Below are 16985 nucleotides of genomic sequence, written 5' to 3' on the forward strand. Positions count from 1 at the left end.
CATGGCGGATGAGGCGCGGCCAATCGTCGTCAAAAAGATCAAGAAATCCGGCGGCGGCCATCACGGCGGCGCCTGGAAGATTGCTTATGCCGACTTCGTGACCGCCATGATGGCGTTCTTCCTGCTGATGTGGCTGCTCGGCTCGACATCGAAGGGCGATCTGCAGGGCATCGCGGAATATTTCCAGACCCCGCTGAAAGTGGCCATGGGCGGCGGCTCAGGCGCCGGCGACAGCTCGCACGTGATCAAGGGCGGCGGCAAGGATCTGACCCGCAAGGATGGGCAGGTGAAGGCGTCCACCGCGCCAGGCGAAAAGAAAACCTACAACATCAAGGCGGCGTCCGAACTGCTGGAAAAGGTCGAAGGCGAGCGTCTCCGAGCCCTGAAGAAAAAAATCGAGGAAGTCATCGCCAACAGTCCCATCCTGCGGCAGTACAAGAACCAGCTGCTGCTGGATATTACTTCGGAAGGCTTGCGCATCCAGATCGTCGATGAACAGAACCGGCCAATGTTTGCCCTGGCGAAGGCCGAGCTGCAGCCGTATACCAGGGAAATCCTGCATGAAATCGGCCTGGCGTTGAACGAAGTGCCCAACAAGATCAGCTTGTCCGGGCATACCGACTCGATGCCTTATTCGCGCGGGGAGAAGGGTTACAGCAATTGGGAGCTGTCGGCAGACCGTGCCAATGCCTCGCGCCGCGAGCTGATCGCGGGCGGGATGGACGAGTCGAAAGTGCTGAGGGTAGTCGGCCTGTCGTCGGTGCTGCCGTTCGATAAGGAAAACCCGGCAAGCCCGGCGAACCGCCGCATCAGCATCATCGTCATGAACAGGCGGGCGGAACTGGCGGCATTGCAGGAAAGCGGCGCGGTGGATGTGTCGGATGGCGGCACGACCGCAGCGAAGGAAGAGCAAAATGCAGGGGACGCGCAGGCAAATTGAGGCGGGATGGCCGCGGGTGTTTGCCTGTACTTTTGAAGGTGCCGGTGATAAGGTATTTTCATGACAAGAAAAAAATTATTGGGGACTGAGGTGAAGCGTCTGCTGACAGCCGTTGCCGAGAATGGCAATCAGCATCTGACCGAGGTCGAGACCGACCTGATGCAGACGACTTTTCTATTGGGCGAAGCGATCGAAAAGCTGTCGGCCAGCTTCATGGCTATCCATGAAACCGTGCGCGCGCAGCAGGAGATGGTTGATGCCTTGCTGGCTGGCGGGGAGCGCCCCGAACACAGCGAGGAGCGGCTCAAATCGCTGCAGGCCGACATCAGCACCCATGTGAATGCGGCCGTGACAGGCCTGCAGTTCCAGGATATGACCACGCAATTGATCGGCCGGACGGTGCGCCGCGTGACCGGTTTGCGGGAAGTGCTGGACTTGCTGGAAGGCGGCAGCGCCGGGGTGCTCGAAGACACGCCCGCGGAAGCCATCGCCGAAATCCTGCACAACCTGAACGAGCTGGTCGATAGCCAGGCCCAGAAGCTGGAAAGCCTCCTGTGGAAGCCGGTTCAGCAGACGCATATGGAAAGCGGCGATATCGAATTGTTTTGACGCTAAAGTAAAAAATTCAGAATAGACGGGTGAATGCCCGAAAACGATACAAGTGGGAGTAAAGATGGCAAAAACGATACTAGCAGTGGACGATTCAGGATCACTCAGGCAAATGGTGGTGTTCAGCCTGAAAGCTGCCGGCTATCAGGTGACCGAAGCCGTTGACGGACTAGATGGACTGGAAAAGGCCAAGGCCGAAAAATTCGACCTGGTGCTCACCGACCAGAACATGCCGCGCATGGATGGCTTGACGCTGATTCGTTCGCTGCGCGCACTGCCGACATACCAGAGCGTGCCGATCCTGATGCTGACGACGGAAGCCAGCGATGAAATGAAGCAGAAAGGGCGGGCCGCCGGCGCCAATGGCTGGCTGGTCAAGCCTTTTGATCCGCAACGCTTGACAGAAGTGGTGCGGAAGGTCATCGGCTGAGCCGCTTAGCGGCCGGCCGCCACAAGCGGCTGGTTGTGCCAGTTAAAAGGGAGTTCGATAATGACTGTTGATATGAGCCAGTTCTACCAGGTGTTCTTCGAGGAAGCCGAAGAACTTCTGGCGGAAATGGAAAGGCTGCTTCTGGCCGTCGACGTCGCCCAGCCAGACCCCGAAGACTTGAATGCGATCTTCCGCGCCGCCCATTCCATCAAGGGCGGCGCTGCCACTTTCGGCATTACGGATTTGTCCGAAAGTACGCATGCTCTGGAGACGCTGCTTGACCGTATCCGCAAGGGAGAAATAAACCTGACCGGCGAGCATGTGGATGCCTTCCTGGCGGCCAAGGATACGCTCAAGATGCAGCTCGACGGCCATCGCCATGGCGCGCCGGTGGACCAGGGCCAGGTCACCGACATGCGCCTTACTTTGAAGATGATGGCGGAGCGGGGCAATGCCCCCGCGCTGCCAGCCAAGCCGCAGCCGCGTGCGGCAGCCGCGCCGGCCGTCTCTGCGGCAGCAGGCAGGACGCGTTATCGCGTCGAATTGCCGAAGCTTCCGGAGCGTGACGTGACTGCTCTGGCAGGCGAACTCGGCATGCTGGGGACCATCAGCCAATCCGGACTGCCGGACGGCCGTGCCGTATTCACGCTCGATACCGAGGACGGCGCCGATAGTATCGTGGCGATCTGTTCCTTCATCGTGGATGCTGCCGACCTGAAGATCACCACGGAATCCAACGCGGCTGCGGAAGATGATCCCGGTTACGGCTTCTTCGAGCCGCTGCAATCGGCGGTCGACCGGAAGGAAAAGGAAGACGCCCAGGGCTATGGGTTTTTCGAGCCCATGCAGCAGGCTGGCGAACAAAAGGAAGCCGAGCAAGGCTATGGCTTCTTCGCGCCATTCGTGCCGGGCGGCCAGGTGCCGTCAGCTGCCGCCACGGTGGCTGCGGCGGCCGATGAAGCGGCAAGCGCCGCAGCAGCGAAGTCCAAGGGCGGGCGCCGCGAGGCGGAAAAGCCGGCCGCTTCTCACGCCCATAACGAGGCATCGGCATCGATCAGGGTCGGCATCGAGAAAGTCGACCAGCTGATCAACCTGGTCGGCGAACTGGTCATTACCCAGGCGATGATCGAGCAGCGCACCGATTCCCTCGACCCCATTCTGCATGAGCGGCTGCTTGCCAGCGTCAGCCAGTTGACGCGCAATACGCGTGATTTGCAGGAAGCGGTCATGTCCATCCGCATGATGCCGATGGATTATGTGTTTTCCCGCTTCCCGCGCATGGTGCGCGATCTGGCCGGCAAGCTGGGCAAGAAGGTCGAGTTCGTGACGCAAGGCGCGGCCACCGAGCTCGACAAAGGCTTGATCGAACGTATCGTCGACCCGCTCACTCACCTCGTGCGCAACAGCATCGACCATGGCATCGAGATGCCGGACGTGCGCCTTGCGGCTGGCAAGAATGAAACCGGTCGCTTGTCCCTGTCGGCCGCACACCAGGGCGGCAATATCGTCATTGAAGTGACAGATGACGGCGGTGGCCTGAACCGGGAAAGGATTCTCGCCAAGGCAAGGCAGCAGGGCTTGCCGGTATCCGACACCATGCCGGATGGCGAAGTCTGGCAGCTGATTTTTGCGCCCGGTTTTTCGACCGCGGAGCAGGTTACCGATGTGTCCGGCCGCGGCGTCGGCATGGATGTCGTCAAGCGCAACATCGAATCGATGGGCGGCGTGGTCGATATCCGTTCGCTGCGCGGTTTCGGCACCACCATCTCGATTTCCCTGCCGCTGACGCTGGCTATCCTGGACGGCATGTCGATCCGCGTCGGCCAGGAAATTTATATCCTGCCTCTAGCCTACGTGGTCGAGTCGCTCCAGCCCAATCCGGCGGATATCAAGGACATCAGTGGCAGCGGCCGCGTCATCAAGGTGCGCGGCGACTATTTGCCGCTGATTCCGCTTTACCAGATGTTCGGCGTCGACTCCGCCCGCACGGATCCGGCCGAAGGCATCGTGGTGATTCTCGAATCCGAAAGCCGGAAGGCCGCGCTGTTCGTCGACGAACTGGTCGGCCAGCAGCAGGTGGTGGTGAAAAACCTCGAATCGAATTATCGCAAGGTTGCTGGAATCTCGGGTGCGACCATTCTCGGTGACGGCGGCGTGTCGCTGATCATCGATGTGGCTGCGCTGCTGCGTTCCAGTCGCCAGTTGAATGAAGAATTAATCAATACGGAACAAGGAACTAGTCATGCAAGCAACTGACCAGACCAATGAATTTGCCAACGGCGAAAAAACAATGGCGGAAATGGCCGGAAATGAATTTTTGGCTTTCACGCTGGGCAAGGAAGAGTACGGCATCGATATCCTGAAGGTGCAGGAAATTCGCGGCTATGAGACCGTGACGCGGATCGCCAATGCGCCGGAATTCGTCAAGGGCGTGATCAACCTGCGCGGCATCATCGTGCCGATCGTCGACATGCGCATCAAGTTCAAGCTGGGCGAGCCGACTTACGACCAGTTCACGGTGGTGATCATCCTGAATATCGGCGGACGCATCGTCGGCATGGTGGTCGACAGCGTGTCGGACGTGATCATCTTGAATGTCGCGCAGATCAAGCCGGCGCCGGAAATGGGCACGGCCTTCAATGCCGACTTCCTGATCGGCCTCGGCACGCTGGAAGAGCGCATGCTGATCCTGATCGACATCGACAAGCTGATGTCCAGCGCCGAAATGGGACTGATCGACAAGATTGCCGCTTAAGATGAGAGACGGGCGGCCATGAGTCGTCCGCCTGGCTGAGATGTACTCACCCAAGTAGTCCGGAGTCAATAATGTTCAAGAATATATCCATCCGCTCCCGCCTGATCTTCGTTATTGCATTTCTTTCCGCATCGCTGATCGGCGGCGGCATTATTGGCCTGGGCAGCCTGAGCCATTTCAATAATGCGCTGAAGTCGATGTATCAGGATCGCCTGGTGCCGATGGAGCGGCTTGACGTGATTGTCCGGGCTATCGACCGCAATCGCCTGTCGCTGTCCGAAGCCGCCAGCGGCAGTCCGGACCTCGTCGCCGCCAGGCTGAGTGAGGTGGAAAAGCGCATTGCGGAGGTCAACAGCAGCTGGGATGCCTATGTCGCCTCGCTCAAGAATCCGGAAGAAAAACGCCTTGCCGAGCGCTTCGCCGAGGCGCGTGGCAAATATGTCGCGGAAGGCTTGAAGCCGGTCATTGCAGCACTGAATAGCCAGAATCCGGCGCAGGCGCAGGAAATCCTGCAGGGCGCAATGAAAAATGCCTACCAGCCGCTGGAGGAGAGTTTCGACGCGATGGTGCGCAACCAGCGCGATACGGCGAAGGATGAATTCACCAGCGGCCAGGACTTGTTCCACCTGGTACGGAATGTGTCGCTGGTCGCGCTTGCCGGCGGCCTCTTGATCGGATTCCTGATGGCTTACTGGCTGGTGGCCGCCATCTCCCGCCCGCTGAAAAATGCCGTCACGGTCGCACGAAGTGTGGCGCAAGGCGACCTGACGCAATCCTTTGATACCGATGCGCAGGATGAAACCGGTCAATTGCTGGTGGCCTTGCGCGACATGAATGACAGCCTGGCGACGACGGTCAGCCACGTGCTGACGGCGATCGACACCATCGGCGTCGGCTCGCGCGAAATCGCTTCGGGTAACGCCGACCTGTCTGCACGTACCGAATCGCAGGCCAGCTCGCTGGAAGAGACGGCGTCGTCGATGGAAGAGCTGACCACGACAGTGCGCCAGAATGCCGACAATGCACGCCAGGCCAACCAGCTGGTCGTGTCGGCTTCGGATTGCGCCGTGCGCGGCGGCGAAGTGGTCGGGCAGGTGGTGGAAACCATGGGCTCGATCAAGGAAAGCTCGCGCAAGATCGTCGATATCATCGGCGTGATCGACAGCATCGCCTTCCAGACCAATATCCTGGCGCTGAACGCCGCGGTGGAAGCCGCGCGTGCCGGCGAACAGGGGCGCGGCTTTGCCGTCGTGGCGGCGGAAGTGCGTTCGCTGGCTCAGCGTTCGGCAGGCGCCGCCAAGGAAATCAAGGGATTGATCGGCGACTCGGTGGAAAAAGTCGATACCGGCGCCAAGCTGGTCGACGATGCCGGCAAGACCATGGACGAGATCGTCACTTCGGTCAAGCATGTGGCCGACATCATGGCGGAAATCACGGCGGCAAGCCAGGAACAGAGCAGCGGTATCGAGGAAGTCAATCGCGCCATCGCGCAGATGGATGAGATGACCCAGCAGAATGCTGCGCTGGTCGAACAGGCCGCGGCGGCGGCGCAAAGCATGCAGGATCAGGCCGCAGCGCTGGCAAAGGCCGTGGCGATCTTCAAGCTTAACCGCGGCAAGGCAGCCGGCATCGCTCGTCCATTAGCAACGGCCCCGGCTGTTATCAAAGCGCCTGTACAAAAAACACCGCAGCCGTTGGCGCCGACCCGTTCTGCGGCATCGCAGCCAGTTGCGGCAAAGCCGGCGGCTGCCGCGCCGAAGATCGTAAAGCCAGTCAACGCCAGTGGAAATGGCGATGAGTGGGAAGAGTTTTAATGCCATTGAAGGATAGTCAGGCAGCGCATGAGCACAGTATTTTCTCAAGCCGGAAAAGTGGGGCAACAGACCGGCACGGGATCGGCAGGTCAACCCAAGGAATTCGAGTTCACCACGCGCGACTTCGAGCGGGTGCGGACGATGATCTACCGCAGGGCCGGCATCGCGCTGGCCGACAGCAAGCAGGAAATGGTATACAGCCGTCTGGCACGGCGGCTGCGCGCGACCGGCATGGCGTCGTTCGCCGTCTATCTGGATTCGCTCGAGCGGGATAGCGGCAGCGCGGAATGGGAGGCGTTCACCAACGCGCTCACCACCAACCTGACTTCATTTTTCCGGGAGTCGCATCATTTTCCGCTCCTGGCTGAACACGTGGCGGCGCTCAAGGAGCCGGTGACGATCTGGTGCTCGGCCAGTTCCACCGGCGAAGAACCGTATTCGATCGCCATGACCTTGTGCGAGGCATTCGGCAGCATGACTCCGCCAGCGCGGGTCATCGCCACCGATATCGATACCAACGTGCTGGCGGCGGGCGAGCGGGGCGTGTACAGCGCCGACCGCATCGAGCGCATGGAGCCGGAACGGATCAAGCGTTTCTTCCTGAAGGGGAAGGGCGCGCAGGCAGGCATGGTGCGGGTGCGCGACGAATTGCGCGCGATGGTGACGTTCAAGCAGCTGAACCTGCTGTCGGACAATTGGCCGGTTTCCGGGCCGTTCGACGCGATCTTTTGCCGCAACGTCATGATCTATTTCGACAAGCCGACCCAGGGCAAGATCCTGGCGCGCTTCGCACCCTTGATGAAGCCGGATGCGCTGCTATTTGCCGGGCATTCGGAAAATTTCCTGTACGTGTCGGACCTCTTCAAACTGCGTGGCAAGACCGTGTACGAACTGGCAGGCAAGAATGCCGTGGCCGGCACTGCACTGACGCGAAAGACATGAGAAGCAATCGATGAGCACCGATAATGTTGAAGAGTTCGCCAAGAACATATACTACGACCGCACGTTCGACTGCGATGCAGCCAAAATCCTGCCGGGCGAATATTTCGTCACGCCCAAGGACATGATGATCGTCACGGTGCTTGGCTCCTGCGTGGCGGCTTGTGTCCGCGACAAGGTCAGCGGCGTCGGCGGCATGAATCACTTCATGCTCCCCGATGGCAATGACGCTGATGGCCCGGTGTCGGCATCCATGCGATACGGCACCTATGCGATGGAAGTGCTGATCAATGCCTTGCTGAAGAATGGCGCGCGGCGCGAAAACCTGGAGGCGAAAGTGTTCGGCGGCGGCAACGTGTTGCCCGGCTTTGTCGCCATCAATATCGGCGAGCGCAATGCCCAGTTCGTGCGCAACTTCCTGAAGGCGGAAGGCATCCGCATCATCGCCGAGGATCTGAACGACGTGCATCCGCGCAAGGTGTATTACTTCCCGCGCAGCGGCAAGGTGCTGGTCAAGAAGCTCAGGCAGTTGAATAACAATACGCTGGTCAACCGGGAACAGGATTACGCACATCGCCTGCAGGCCAAGCCGGTATCGGGCGATATCGAGCTGTTTTCGTGACAGCCGTGTCGTGCAGAACGAGGGTGTGGAGAGTTAAGGCATGAAAACGAAAGTGTTGATTGTGGATGATTCGGCGCTGATTCGCAGCGTCATGAAGGAAATCATCAACAGCCAGCCCGACATGGAAGTGGTGGGAGCAGCGCCGGACCCGCTGGTGGCGCGCGAACTGATCAAGCAAACCAATCCGGATGTGCTGACGCTGGACGTCGAAATGCCCAAGATGGACGGGCTGGATTTCCTGGAAAAGCTCATGCGCCTGCGCCCCATGCCGGTGGTAATGGTGTCCTCGTTGACCGAACGCGGTTCGGACATCACCATGCGCGCGCTGGAACTTGGGGCGGTGGATTTCGTCACCAAGCCGAAAATCTCGATCCAGCATGGCATGCTCGAATATACCGAGCTGATCACGGAAAAAATCCGTACTGCGGCGCGCGCCCGCGTGAAGGCCGCGCCGCCGCGACAGCCCGCCGGCAGCGTTCAGCCCGACACCAGTTTGCCGATGCTACGCAATCCGCTTACCAGTAGCGAAAAGCTCATCATCATCGGCGCCTCCACCGGCGGCACCGAGGCGATCAAGGAATTCCTGCTGCAGATGCCATCGGATTGCCCGGGCATCCTGATTACCCAGCACATGCCGGAAGGATTTACGCGCTCCTTTGCCAAGCGGCTCGATTCATTGTGCAAGATCTCGGTGTGCGAAGCGGCCGGCGACGAACGTATCCTGCCTGGCCATGCGTATATCGCGCCGGGGCATTCGCATCTGCTGCTGGCGCGCAGTGGCGCCAACTATGTCACGCGCCTGGACCAGGGGCCGCCGGTCAACCGGCACCGTCCTTCGGTCGATGTGCTGTTCCGTTCGGCGGCCGAGTGCGCCGGCAAGAACGCCGTCGGCGTGATCATGACCGGCATGGGCAAGGATGGCGCGCAAGGCATGCTGCAAATGAAGCATTCGGGTTCCTATAACTTCGCGCAGGACGAGGCCAGTTGCGTGGTGTTCGGCATGCCGCGCGAGGCAATCGCGGTCGGCGCCACCGATGATGTAGGGCCGCTATCCGAGCTGCCGGGGCGGGTGCTGCAGTATCTGACAACGCACGGCAGCAGGGCTTTGAGGGTATAAGGACAACTTCGGGTTGTAAATAAACCAATCCATATGCGAAAACTGTTGGGTATTCGTAGATTTGGTAATATTACTCGTAAGCAATAGCGCTTCTTCAGTGCATAATAGCGGCATGGTTTAATGCAGGAGCGAGCCTTGCCGGTTATTTCGAAAAGCCGACAACTGCATTTTTAAAGATCGATGGAGTAATTCATGGCGAACCCGAATACCAAATTTTTGGTGGTTGACGACTTTTCGACGATGCGCCGTATCGTGCGCAATCTGCTCAAGGAACTGGGGTACACGAACGTGGACGAAGCCGAGGATGGCTCGATGGCCCTGACCAAGCTGCGCAGCGAACAGTTCGACTTCGTCATCTCGGACTGGAACATGCCGATCATGGACGGGCTGACCATGCTGCAGAATATCCGTGCCGATCCCGCGCTCTCGAAGCTGCCGGTGCTGATGGTGACTGCGGAAGCGAAGAAGGAAAATATCATCGCTGCCGCCCAGGCCGGCGCCAATGGCTATGTCGTCAAGCCATTCACCGCGGCGACGCTGGATGAAAAGCTGAGCAAGATTTTCGAGAAGATCGGTGCCTGAGCATGCAGGATGTGAATTTTCTGGTGCGCGAGCCGCTGCTTGATCCGAAGCAGCGCATCCTGGGCTATGAGCTGAGCTGGCGCAGGCCGGATGGCAGCGCTGTCGCGCCTGGCGATGAAGATGCCGCCGCCCTGGCGCAGCGCGCAGCCGAAGCCTTGAATGACGCTGAGGGTCATTGGCTGCTGGGCGAAAATATATTGTTTTTGCAAGCCACTCCGGGATTGCTGGCCGAGCCGGCACTGCGTGCCTTGCTGCCGCAAAAGACCGTGCTGTGCGTGAATTCCCAGGATCTGGATAATCCCGACTTTGCCGCTGCGATCAAGGAATTGCGCGGCGCAGGTTATGGCGTGGCCCTGACGGATGCCGAGTCGCTTGTGCGCGACAAGAACCTGCTGCTGCAGGTGTCGCGGGTGGAGATCCGATTCGGTGAAGCGGATTTCGCTTCGCAGGCCAGGATCTATGCCGCACTTAAGCAAACCAGCATGCGCGTGATCGGCCGCGGCGTCAGCAACTGGAAGGAATTCGATTCCTGCGCATCGCTGGGCGTGGACACCTTTGTCGGCAACCTCTATGCCACCGCGCGTCCCGGCGTCCAGGCTACCGGCCTGAACCCGGTGCAGAGCATGATCCTGCAACTCATGGACATGGTGCGAAAGAATACCGATGTGCGCCAGCTGGAAGCGGTCCTGAAGCGCGATGCCGCCTTGTCTTACAAGCTGCTGACTTATATTAATTCGGCCGGCTTCGGCCTCGGCACCGAGATTCAGTCGCTGCGCCATGCCGTGACCATGCTCGGCTATTCGCCGCTGTACCGCTGGCTGTCGGTCTTGCTGGCAACCGCCGGCACCGCCGCGCAATCGCCGGTATTGATGCAGACCGCCGTGGTGCGCGGACGCTTTGTCGAATTGCTCGGCAAGAGCATGCTGCCGAAGAATGAAGCGGAAAACCTGTTCGTCGTCGGCATGTTCTCCTTGCTGGACCGTCTGCTCAACATGTCGATGGAACAGGCGCTGGAAAATATCCCGCTGTCGGAGCAGGTGAACGAAGCGCTGCTCAAGCGCCAGGGCATCTACGGGCCTTTCCTGAGCCTGGCCGAGGCATGCGAAAAGGGCAACGATGCCGCGATCGGCAACCTGGCCGATTCGCTGTTCGTCAGCCCCGCGCAAGTCAATGCGGCGCATCTGGAAGCCCTGACCTGGGCCCAGAGCCTGAAGTTGTAATCTCCAAGGCCCGCGATTGCGGGCTTTGTCTTTCATACCTTTCCTTTCATGCCATTCCTTCCATGCCATGCGCATCGAAATGCCGGGGTTTTCACCTGCTGTTTCATCGATTGTCCTGCTTCATGCTGATCGATAATCCCATCCAATGGCTGGTCAGTGCGTCATGTCGACGCTACGGCGCAGCCGGAAAAGGGTAAGCGGCTATGGCCGACGACAGCGATCTCGAAAGAACAGAACCAGCCTCGCCCCGGCGCCTCGAACAGGCGCGCGAGGATGGCGACGTTCCGCGTTCGCGCGAACTGGCGACCTGCACCGTGCTGCTGGCCGCCGGCGTCGGTATCTGGGTGCTGGGCGATGCCATGCTGCGGCCGCTGCGCCGCCTGCTGGTGGCCGGACTGTCCCTCGAGCGGGAACAGGCTTTCGATCCTAATCTTCTTCTCACCAACTTGGGCGCCAAGCTTCTCGACGTGCTGATTGCTTTTGCGCCGCTGGGCGGGCTGCTGATCCTGGTTGCCATTTGCTCGCCGCTGCTGATCGGCGGCTGGCTGTTTTCCACCAAGGCGTTGCAGCCGAATTTCGGCAAGCTCAATCCGCTTTCCGGCATTCGCAACATGTTTTCCGCCAACGCCGGCGTGGAGCTCATCAAGGCCATCGGCAAGACGGTCCTGGTGGGTTTCGTCGCCTGGATCGTGATCAAGGGCCAGATGGATGCGGTCATGGGCCTTAGCGGCGAATCGCTCAAGGATGGCACCTCCCATCTGGGGCATATCCTACTGGTGAGTTTCCTGTCGATCGTCAGTGGCCTGGTGTTCATCGCGCTGATCGATGCGCCTTACCAGATGTGGCATTACGCCAACAAGCTGAAGATGACGCGCGAGGAATTGCGCCAGGAAGCCAAGGAATCCGACGGTAATCCGGAAATCAAGGCCAAGATCCGCCAGCAGCAGCGCGAGATGGCGCGCCGCCGCATGATGAGCGAGATCCCGAATGCCGACGTGGTGGTGACAAACCCGACGCACTATGCCGTCGCCCTGAAATACACCGATGGCAAGATGCGCGCGCCGCAAGTCGTGGCCAAGGGCGCCGACGACGTCGCCGCCAAGATCCGCGCCATCGCCCAGGAAAACAACGTGCCGATGCTGGAAGCGCCGCCGCTGGCGCGCGCGCTGTTCAAGCATACCGAACTGGGCGATGAAATCCCGGCAGCGCTGTACACCGCCGTGGCTGAGGTGCTGGCGTACGTATTCCAGCTGCGCTCCTACCGCCAGCAGGGCGGCGTGCGACCGGATGCCCCGACCGAACTCGATGTGCCGCCCGAACTCGACCCGCATAATCCGGCGAGCGCACCCGCTAATGGAGTGATCCAATGAACAGCCTGAAGCTGCCGGCCTGGTTGTCCGGCTCGAATTCGAAGGCGCTCGCCGCGCCGATCCTGATCATCATGATGCTGGCGATGATGGTCTTGCCATTGCCAGCCTTCGTGCTCGACATGTTCTTCAGCTTCAACCTGGCGCTGTCGATCATCATCCTGCTGACCTCGCTCTATACCGTCAAGCCGCTGGATTTCATGGCATTCCCGGCGGTGCTGCTGGTTTCCACCATGCTGCGCCTGTCGCTGAACGTGGCTTCGACTCGCGTGGTGCTGACCCATGGCCATACCGGCCCGGATGCAGCCGGCAAGGTGATCGAAGCTTTCGGTCACTTCCTCATCGGCGGCAACTACACCGTCGGTATCGTCGTGTTCGTGATCCTGACCATCATTAACTTCGTCGTCGTGACCAAGGGCGCGGGCCGTATCGCCGAGGTGGGCGCGCGTTTCGCCCTGGATGCGATGCCTGGCAAACAGATGGCGATCGACGCCGATCTCAATGCTGGCCTGATCGGCGAAGCCGAGGCACGGTCGCGCCGCCAGCAGGTGTCGCAGGAAGCCGAGTTCTACGGTTCCATGGATGGCGCGAGCAAATACGTCAAGGGCGACGCCGTCGCCGGCATCATCGTCACCATCGTCAACGTCGTCGGCGGCCTGGTGGTGGGGATGATCCAGCACAGCATGGCTTTCGGCGATGCGCTGGAAAACTACACGCTGCTGGCGATCGGTGACGGCCTGGTGGCGCAGATTCCCTCGCTGGTGATTTCCGTGGCTGCCGGTATCATCGTGTCGCGCGTGGCCAGCGATGAAGATATCGGCAACCAGTTGATTTCCCAGCTGTTCGCCAAGCCGCAGGTGATGTACATCACCGCCGCCATCGTCGGCGGCATGGGCATCATCCCGGGCATGCCGCACATCCCCTTCATTTTCCTGGCATCCTTGCTGGCCGGCGGCGCCTACATGATGACGCAGCGCGCCAAGCAGGCTGCGGATATGGCAGACCAACAGGCTCCCGACGCCGCCGCAGCCGCCGCCACCGCAGCGCCGGAGACCGAAGAAGCGACTTGGCAGGACATCGTGCCGGTCGATACGCTCGGCCTCGAAGTCGGCTATCGCCTGATCCCGCTGGTGGACAAAGGGCAGGGCGGCGAGCTGCTGCGTCGTATCAAGGGCATCCGCAAGAAGTTCGCGCAGGAAGTCGGCTTCCTGTCGCCGCCTGTGCATATCCGCGACAACCTGGAGCTGAAGCCCTCGGCCTACCGCATTACCCTCAAGGGCGTCGAAGTCGGCAGCGGCGAGGCGCACAATGGTCAGTTCCTGGCGATTAATCCGGGCATGGTCAGCGGAACCTTGCCGGGCGCGCCGACGACTGACCCGGCATTCGGCCTGCCGGCGGTATGGATCGAGGCCGGCATGCGCGAACAGGCGCAGGCAATGGGTTATACCGTGGTCGATGCCGGCACCGTGGTGGCGACGCATCTGAATCATCTGATCACAACCCACGCCGCCGAACTGCTGGGCCGTCAGGAAGTGCAGCAGCTGCTGGATCATTTGGGGAAGGAATCGCCGAAGCTGGTGGAAGACCTGGTGCCCAAGCTGCTGCCGATTTCTTCGTTGCAGAAAGTGCTGCAAAACCTGCTGGCCGAAGGCGTGCATATCCGCGACATGCGCACCATCATCGAGACGCTCGCCGAATACGCGCCGCACTTGCAGGATCCGAACGAGCTTACCGCGCAGGTGCGTATCGCCCTGGGCCGCGCCATCGTCCAGCAGATCTTCGCTTCGTCGAACGAGCTGGCGGTAATGACCCTGGATAACCGCCTGGAACGCCTGCTGATGCAGGCCCTGCAGACCAGCGGCCCGGATGGCGCCGGCATCGAGCCGGGTCTTGCCGACACCCTGGCGATGCAGACCGCGAATGCGGCGCGCCAGCAGGAACAGATGGGCCTGACGCCGGTATTGCTGGTGCCGGGACCGCTGCGCCCGCTGCTGTCACGCTTCCTGCGCCGCGCCATTCCGCAGCTGAAGGTGTTGTCGCATAACGAAGTACCCGAAACCAAGACGATCAAGGTCACCAGCCTGGTCGGCAACATGGCCTGATCCCGGGCGGCTTTTCTGGCCGCTCCTCCCTCCGATGGGTAAAACCCTGCAAATGATGATGCGGAATTGCAGGGGGTTTTCCCGGCTATTCCTTCGATGGCAAATCTTACTTCCAATCAATAATCCTATTAACGCGAAGTCCGGTAATTCATTCTTCATACCGGACGACCGAGAAATCGACGCAAGCGATTACTGGAACAAGCAGGCAGCACATTGAAGTGAAAGCCTAGTTGGAGGCAAGCATGAACGTAAAAAAATTCACCGGCGCTACATCACGCGAAGCATTGCGCAAGGTCCGCGATGCACTTGGCGCAGACGCCGTGATTTTGTCCAACCGCAGCGTGGATGGTGCAATCGAGATTCTCGCACTGGCGCCAGAGGACATGGCGGCACTGGCCGAGCCGGTTGTGGAAACCCGCGCCGCGGCTCCCGTTTCTGCTCCTGCCATCTCGCAATCGACATTGGCGGCACTGACGACTCGCCGCAAGGCTGAGTCCGCAGTCGAGACCCCGGCTCCTTCGCTGCAGCCTTCGATTTCCCAATCGACCCTGGCCGCGCTGGCGCCGCGCCATATGTCTGAAAACAATCAGGCTTCCCGCCTGGCTGAAACGCTGCATGCCGCACGTGAAGCCAATGCCGCTGCCGGGCAGTCCGCCACGGCTGAAATGTCCCGGATGATGGCCGAGATTCGCGCCATGCGCGGCATGCTGGAGTCGCAGCTGGCCGAGCTTTCCTTCAGCAGCCAGCAGCAGCGCGAGCCGGCCAAGTCGGCAGTGCTGCGCGAAATGCTGTCGGCCGGCTATTCCGCCAGCCTGGGCCGCTTCCTGACTGAAAAAATGCCATCGGGACTGACCGCTGAAGCCGGCATGGCCTGGATGCGTTCGATCCTGTCGCGCAACCTGACGACGCTGGATAATGAAAACGATATCCTCGACCGCGGCGGCGTGTATGCCCTGGTTGGCCCGACCGGCGTCGGCAAGACCACCACGACCGCCAAGCTGGCGGCGCGCTGCGTGATGCGTCATGGCGCCGGCAAGCTGGCGCTGATCACCACCGACGGTTACCGTATCGGCGGCTACGAACAGCTGCGCATCTACGGCAAGATCCTCGGCGTGATGGTGCACTCGGTGAAGGATGAAACCGACCTCAAGATCGCCCTGGCCGAACTCAAGAACAAGCACATGGTATTGATCGACACGGTCGGCATGAGCCAGCGCGACCAGATGGTGGGCGAACAGATCGCCATGCTGTCCGGCACCGATACCAAGGTGAATCGCCTGCTGTGCATGTCGGCGACGTCGAGCGGCGAAACCCTGAATGAAGTGGTGCGCGCCTATCAGGGCAGCGGCCTGGCAGGCTGCATCATGACCAAGCTGGACGAGGCCGCCACCATCGGCGGCGTGCTGGACGTGGCGATCCGTCAGAAGCTGAAGATGTATTACGTGGCTAACGGCCAGCGCGTGCCGGAAGACCTGCACGTCGCCAACAAGGATTACCTGGTCGACCGCTCCTTCAAGTTGAAGCGCGAAACCGCGCCGTTCCAGGTCCGCGATGCCGAGCTGCCGCTGGTGGTGGCCAACGCCGTGCGCGGCATGAACGACTCCAGCCTGCGCGAGGTGTCACTTGGCCAACTTCCGTACCGATCAGGCCGAAGGCCTGCGCCGCATGCTGGCAGGGCCGCGCCCGCGTATCTTCACCTTCCTCTCGGCGTTGCCAGACGAAGAAAAAAATGCGATGCTGGCGAACCTGGGCGCCTCGCTGGTGCGTTCCGGCAGCGACGTGCTGCTCGTGGATGCGCGCGGTGCGACCGGCAGCATCGCCGACCGCCTCGATGCGCCGCGCCGCGCCAGCCTGCTGGACGTGGCGCGCCAGGAAGGCAGGATGAGCGAACTGGTGCAAGCCATGCCGCAGGGGTTCGGCGTGGCGAGGCTGGTACATGCGACCACGCAGTCCCGCACGCGCCTGCAGGCGGCTGCTCAGGATGACTTGCTGATGCGCCGCCTGGACCAGGCTTTCACGGCGCTGGCGAAGGAGCACGATATCGTGCTGGTGGATGGCGAGCTGGGTGCGGATGACGAATTTTCGCTGCCCTTGCTGGCCAACGGCGAAGTCGTGGTGCAGGTGTCGAACAGCGCTGCGTCGATCAAGTCGGCGTATGCAATGATCAAGCGCCTGACGGCCAGCCAGGGGAGGCGGCCGGTCAGCGTGCTGGTCAGCGGCGTCAATGAGAAGGAAGCCAGGCTGGTGTACGACAATATCGCCCAGGCGGCCCGGCGCTACCTGGCGACCGAAGTCGATTTCCTCGGCTCGGTGCCCGCGGACGAACATGTGCGCCGCGCCGCCAAGCTGGGACGCAGCGTCGTGGAAGCCTTCCCGCTGGCGGGAGCGTCGCTGGCGTTCCGCAAGCTGGCTGGACGTTTCTCGATGGGCGAATTGGCCGGCGCGCAGACGCTGGGCGGAATGCGGATGGCGGGTTAATAATAAGGAT

14 protein-coding genes and 1 pseudogene are annotated in these 16985 nt (G+C 60.9%); all 15 read left to right on the forward strand.

The window, feature by feature from the left end; genetic code table 11:
* Nucleotide 1 precedes the first annotated feature (1 nt).
* Nucleotides 2-940 (forward strand): flagellar motor protein MotB, encoded by a 939-nt coding sequence (gene motB / locus EDC30_RS00445; protein ID WP_132256281.1) that lies wholly within the window; start codon nucleotides 2-4, stop codon nucleotides 938-940.
* A 60-nt stretch (nucleotides 941-1000) separates the two neighbouring features.
* Nucleotides 1001-1549 (forward strand): chemotaxis protein, encoded by a 549-nt coding sequence (locus EDC30_RS00450; RefSeq protein ID WP_132256283.1) that lies wholly within the window; start codon nucleotides 1001-1003, stop codon nucleotides 1547-1549.
* Nucleotides 1550-1613: 64 nt separating this feature from the next.
* On the forward strand, nucleotides 1614-1979 hold the full coding sequence (locus EDC30_RS00455) for a response regulator (protein ID WP_132256284.1): 366 nt from the start codon (nucleotides 1614-1616) through the stop codon (nucleotides 1977-1979).
* A 60-nt stretch (nucleotides 1980-2039) separates the two neighbouring features.
* Entirely contained in the window at nucleotides 2040-4235 is a 2196-nt protein-coding gene (cheA, locus tag EDC30_RS00460) for a chemotaxis protein CheA (protein ID WP_132256286.1), read from the forward strand.
* Entirely contained in the window at nucleotides 4222-4734 is a 513-nt protein-coding gene (locus EDC30_RS00465) for a chemotaxis protein CheW (RefSeq protein ID WP_132256287.1), read from the forward strand. Before cheA ends, EDC30_RS00465 begins: the two co-directional genes overlap by 14 nt.
* Nucleotides 4735-4805: 71 nt before the next feature.
* Entirely contained in the window at nucleotides 4806-6548 is a 1743-nt protein-coding gene (locus tag EDC30_RS00470; RefSeq protein ID WP_132256289.1) for a methyl-accepting chemotaxis protein, read from the forward strand.
* A gap of 27 nt (nucleotides 6549-6575) precedes the next feature.
* Complete coding sequence (locus EDC30_RS00475; RefSeq protein ID WP_132256291.1) at nucleotides 6576-7490, forward strand: CheR family methyltransferase; 915 nt, start codon at nucleotides 6576-6578, stop codon at nucleotides 7488-7490.
* A gap of 10 nt (nucleotides 7491-7500) precedes the next feature.
* Nucleotides 7501-8109, forward strand: coding sequence for a chemoreceptor glutamine deamidase CheD (gene cheD, locus EDC30_RS00480; protein WP_132256292.1), 609 nt, complete (start codon nucleotides 7501-7503; stop codon nucleotides 8107-8109).
* A gap of 40 nt (nucleotides 8110-8149) precedes the next feature.
* Complete coding sequence (locus EDC30_RS00485) at nucleotides 8150-9226, forward strand: protein-glutamate methylesterase/protein-glutamine glutaminase (protein ID WP_132256294.1); 1077 nt, start codon at nucleotides 8150-8152, stop codon at nucleotides 9224-9226.
* A gap of 192 nt (nucleotides 9227-9418) precedes the next feature.
* Entirely contained in the window at nucleotides 9419-9808 is a 390-nt protein-coding gene (gene cheY, locus EDC30_RS00490; protein ID WP_132256296.1) for a chemotaxis response regulator CheY, read from the forward strand.
* Between the two features lie 2 nt (nucleotides 9809-9810).
* Nucleotides 9811-11028, forward strand: coding sequence for an EAL and HDOD domain-containing protein (locus EDC30_RS00495; RefSeq protein ID WP_132256298.1), 1218 nt, complete (start codon nucleotides 9811-9813; stop codon nucleotides 11026-11028).
* A gap of 203 nt (nucleotides 11029-11231) precedes the next feature.
* Nucleotides 11232-12398: a flagellar biosynthesis protein FlhB gene (gene flhB, locus EDC30_RS00500; RefSeq protein WP_132256300.1), complete on the forward strand. Its 1167-nt coding sequence runs from the start codon at nucleotides 11232-11234 to the stop codon at nucleotides 12396-12398.
* Complete coding sequence (gene flhA, locus EDC30_RS00505; protein ID WP_132256302.1) at nucleotides 12395-14497, forward strand: flagellar biosynthesis protein FlhA; 2103 nt, start codon at nucleotides 12395-12397, stop codon at nucleotides 14495-14497. The genes flhB and flhA overlap by 4 nt, the downstream gene beginning before the upstream one ends.
* A gap of 242 nt (nucleotides 14498-14739) precedes the next feature.
* Nucleotides 14740-16125 (forward strand): annotated as a pseudogene (gene flhF / locus EDC30_RS00510) (flagellar biosynthesis GTPase FlhF); the annotation flags it as partial.
* 253 nt (nucleotides 16126-16378) lie between these two features.
* Nucleotides 16379-16975 (forward strand): antiactivator of flagellar biosynthesis FleN protein, encoded by a 597-nt coding sequence (locus EDC30_RS00515; RefSeq protein ID WP_132256305.1) that lies wholly within the window; start codon nucleotides 16379-16381, stop codon nucleotides 16973-16975.
* The last annotated feature ends 10 nt before the right edge of the window (nucleotides 16976-16985 follow it).

The sequence above is a fragment of the Paucimonas lemoignei genome (assembly GCF_004342585.1).
Classification (GTDB): domain Bacteria; phylum Pseudomonadota; class Gammaproteobacteria; order Burkholderiales; family Burkholderiaceae_D; genus Paucimonas; species Paucimonas lemoignei.

Bases quoted from the DNA above. Each gene is read 5' to 3' on its own strand.
- motB (WP_132256281.1), top strand. From the start codon at position 2: ATGGCGGATGAGGCGCGGCCAATCGTCGTCAAAAAGATCAAGAAATCC.
- EDC30_RS00450 (WP_132256283.1), top strand. From the start codon at position 1,001: ATGACAAGAAAAAAATTATTGGGGACTGAGGTGAAGCGTCTGCTGACA.
- EDC30_RS00455 (WP_132256284.1), top strand. From the start codon at position 1,614: ATGGCAAAAACGATACTAGCAGTGGACGATTCAGGATCACTCAGGCAA.
- cheA (WP_132256286.1), top strand. From the start codon at position 2,040: ATGACTGTTGATATGAGCCAGTTCTACCAGGTGTTCTTCGAGGAAGCC.
- EDC30_RS00465 (WP_132256287.1), top strand. From the start codon at position 4,222: ATGCAAGCAACTGACCAGACCAATGAATTTGCCAACGGCGAAAAAACA.
- EDC30_RS00470 (WP_132256289.1), top strand. From the start codon at position 4,806: ATGTTCAAGAATATATCCATCCGCTCCCGCCTGATCTTCGTTATTGCA.
- EDC30_RS00475 (WP_132256291.1), top strand. From the start codon at position 6,576: ATGAGCACAGTATTTTCTCAAGCCGGAAAAGTGGGGCAACAGACCGGC.
- cheD (WP_132256292.1), top strand. From the start codon at position 7,501: ATGAGCACCGATAATGTTGAAGAGTTCGCCAAGAACATATACTACGAC.
- EDC30_RS00485 (WP_132256294.1), top strand. From the start codon at position 8,150: ATGAAAACGAAAGTGTTGATTGTGGATGATTCGGCGCTGATTCGCAGC.
- cheY (WP_132256296.1), top strand. From the start codon at position 9,419: ATGGCGAACCCGAATACCAAATTTTTGGTGGTTGACGACTTTTCGACG.
- EDC30_RS00495 (WP_132256298.1), top strand. From the start codon at position 9,811: ATGCAGGATGTGAATTTTCTGGTGCGCGAGCCGCTGCTTGATCCGAAG.
- flhB (WP_132256300.1), top strand. From the start codon at position 11,232: ATGGCCGACGACAGCGATCTCGAAAGAACAGAACCAGCCTCGCCCCGG.
- flhA (WP_132256302.1), top strand. From the start codon at position 12,395: ATGAACAGCCTGAAGCTGCCGGCCTGGTTGTCCGGCTCGAATTCGAAG.
- EDC30_RS00515 (WP_132256305.1), top strand. From the start codon at position 16,379: ATGAGCGAACTGGTGCAAGCCATGCCGCAGGGGTTCGGCGTGGCGAGG.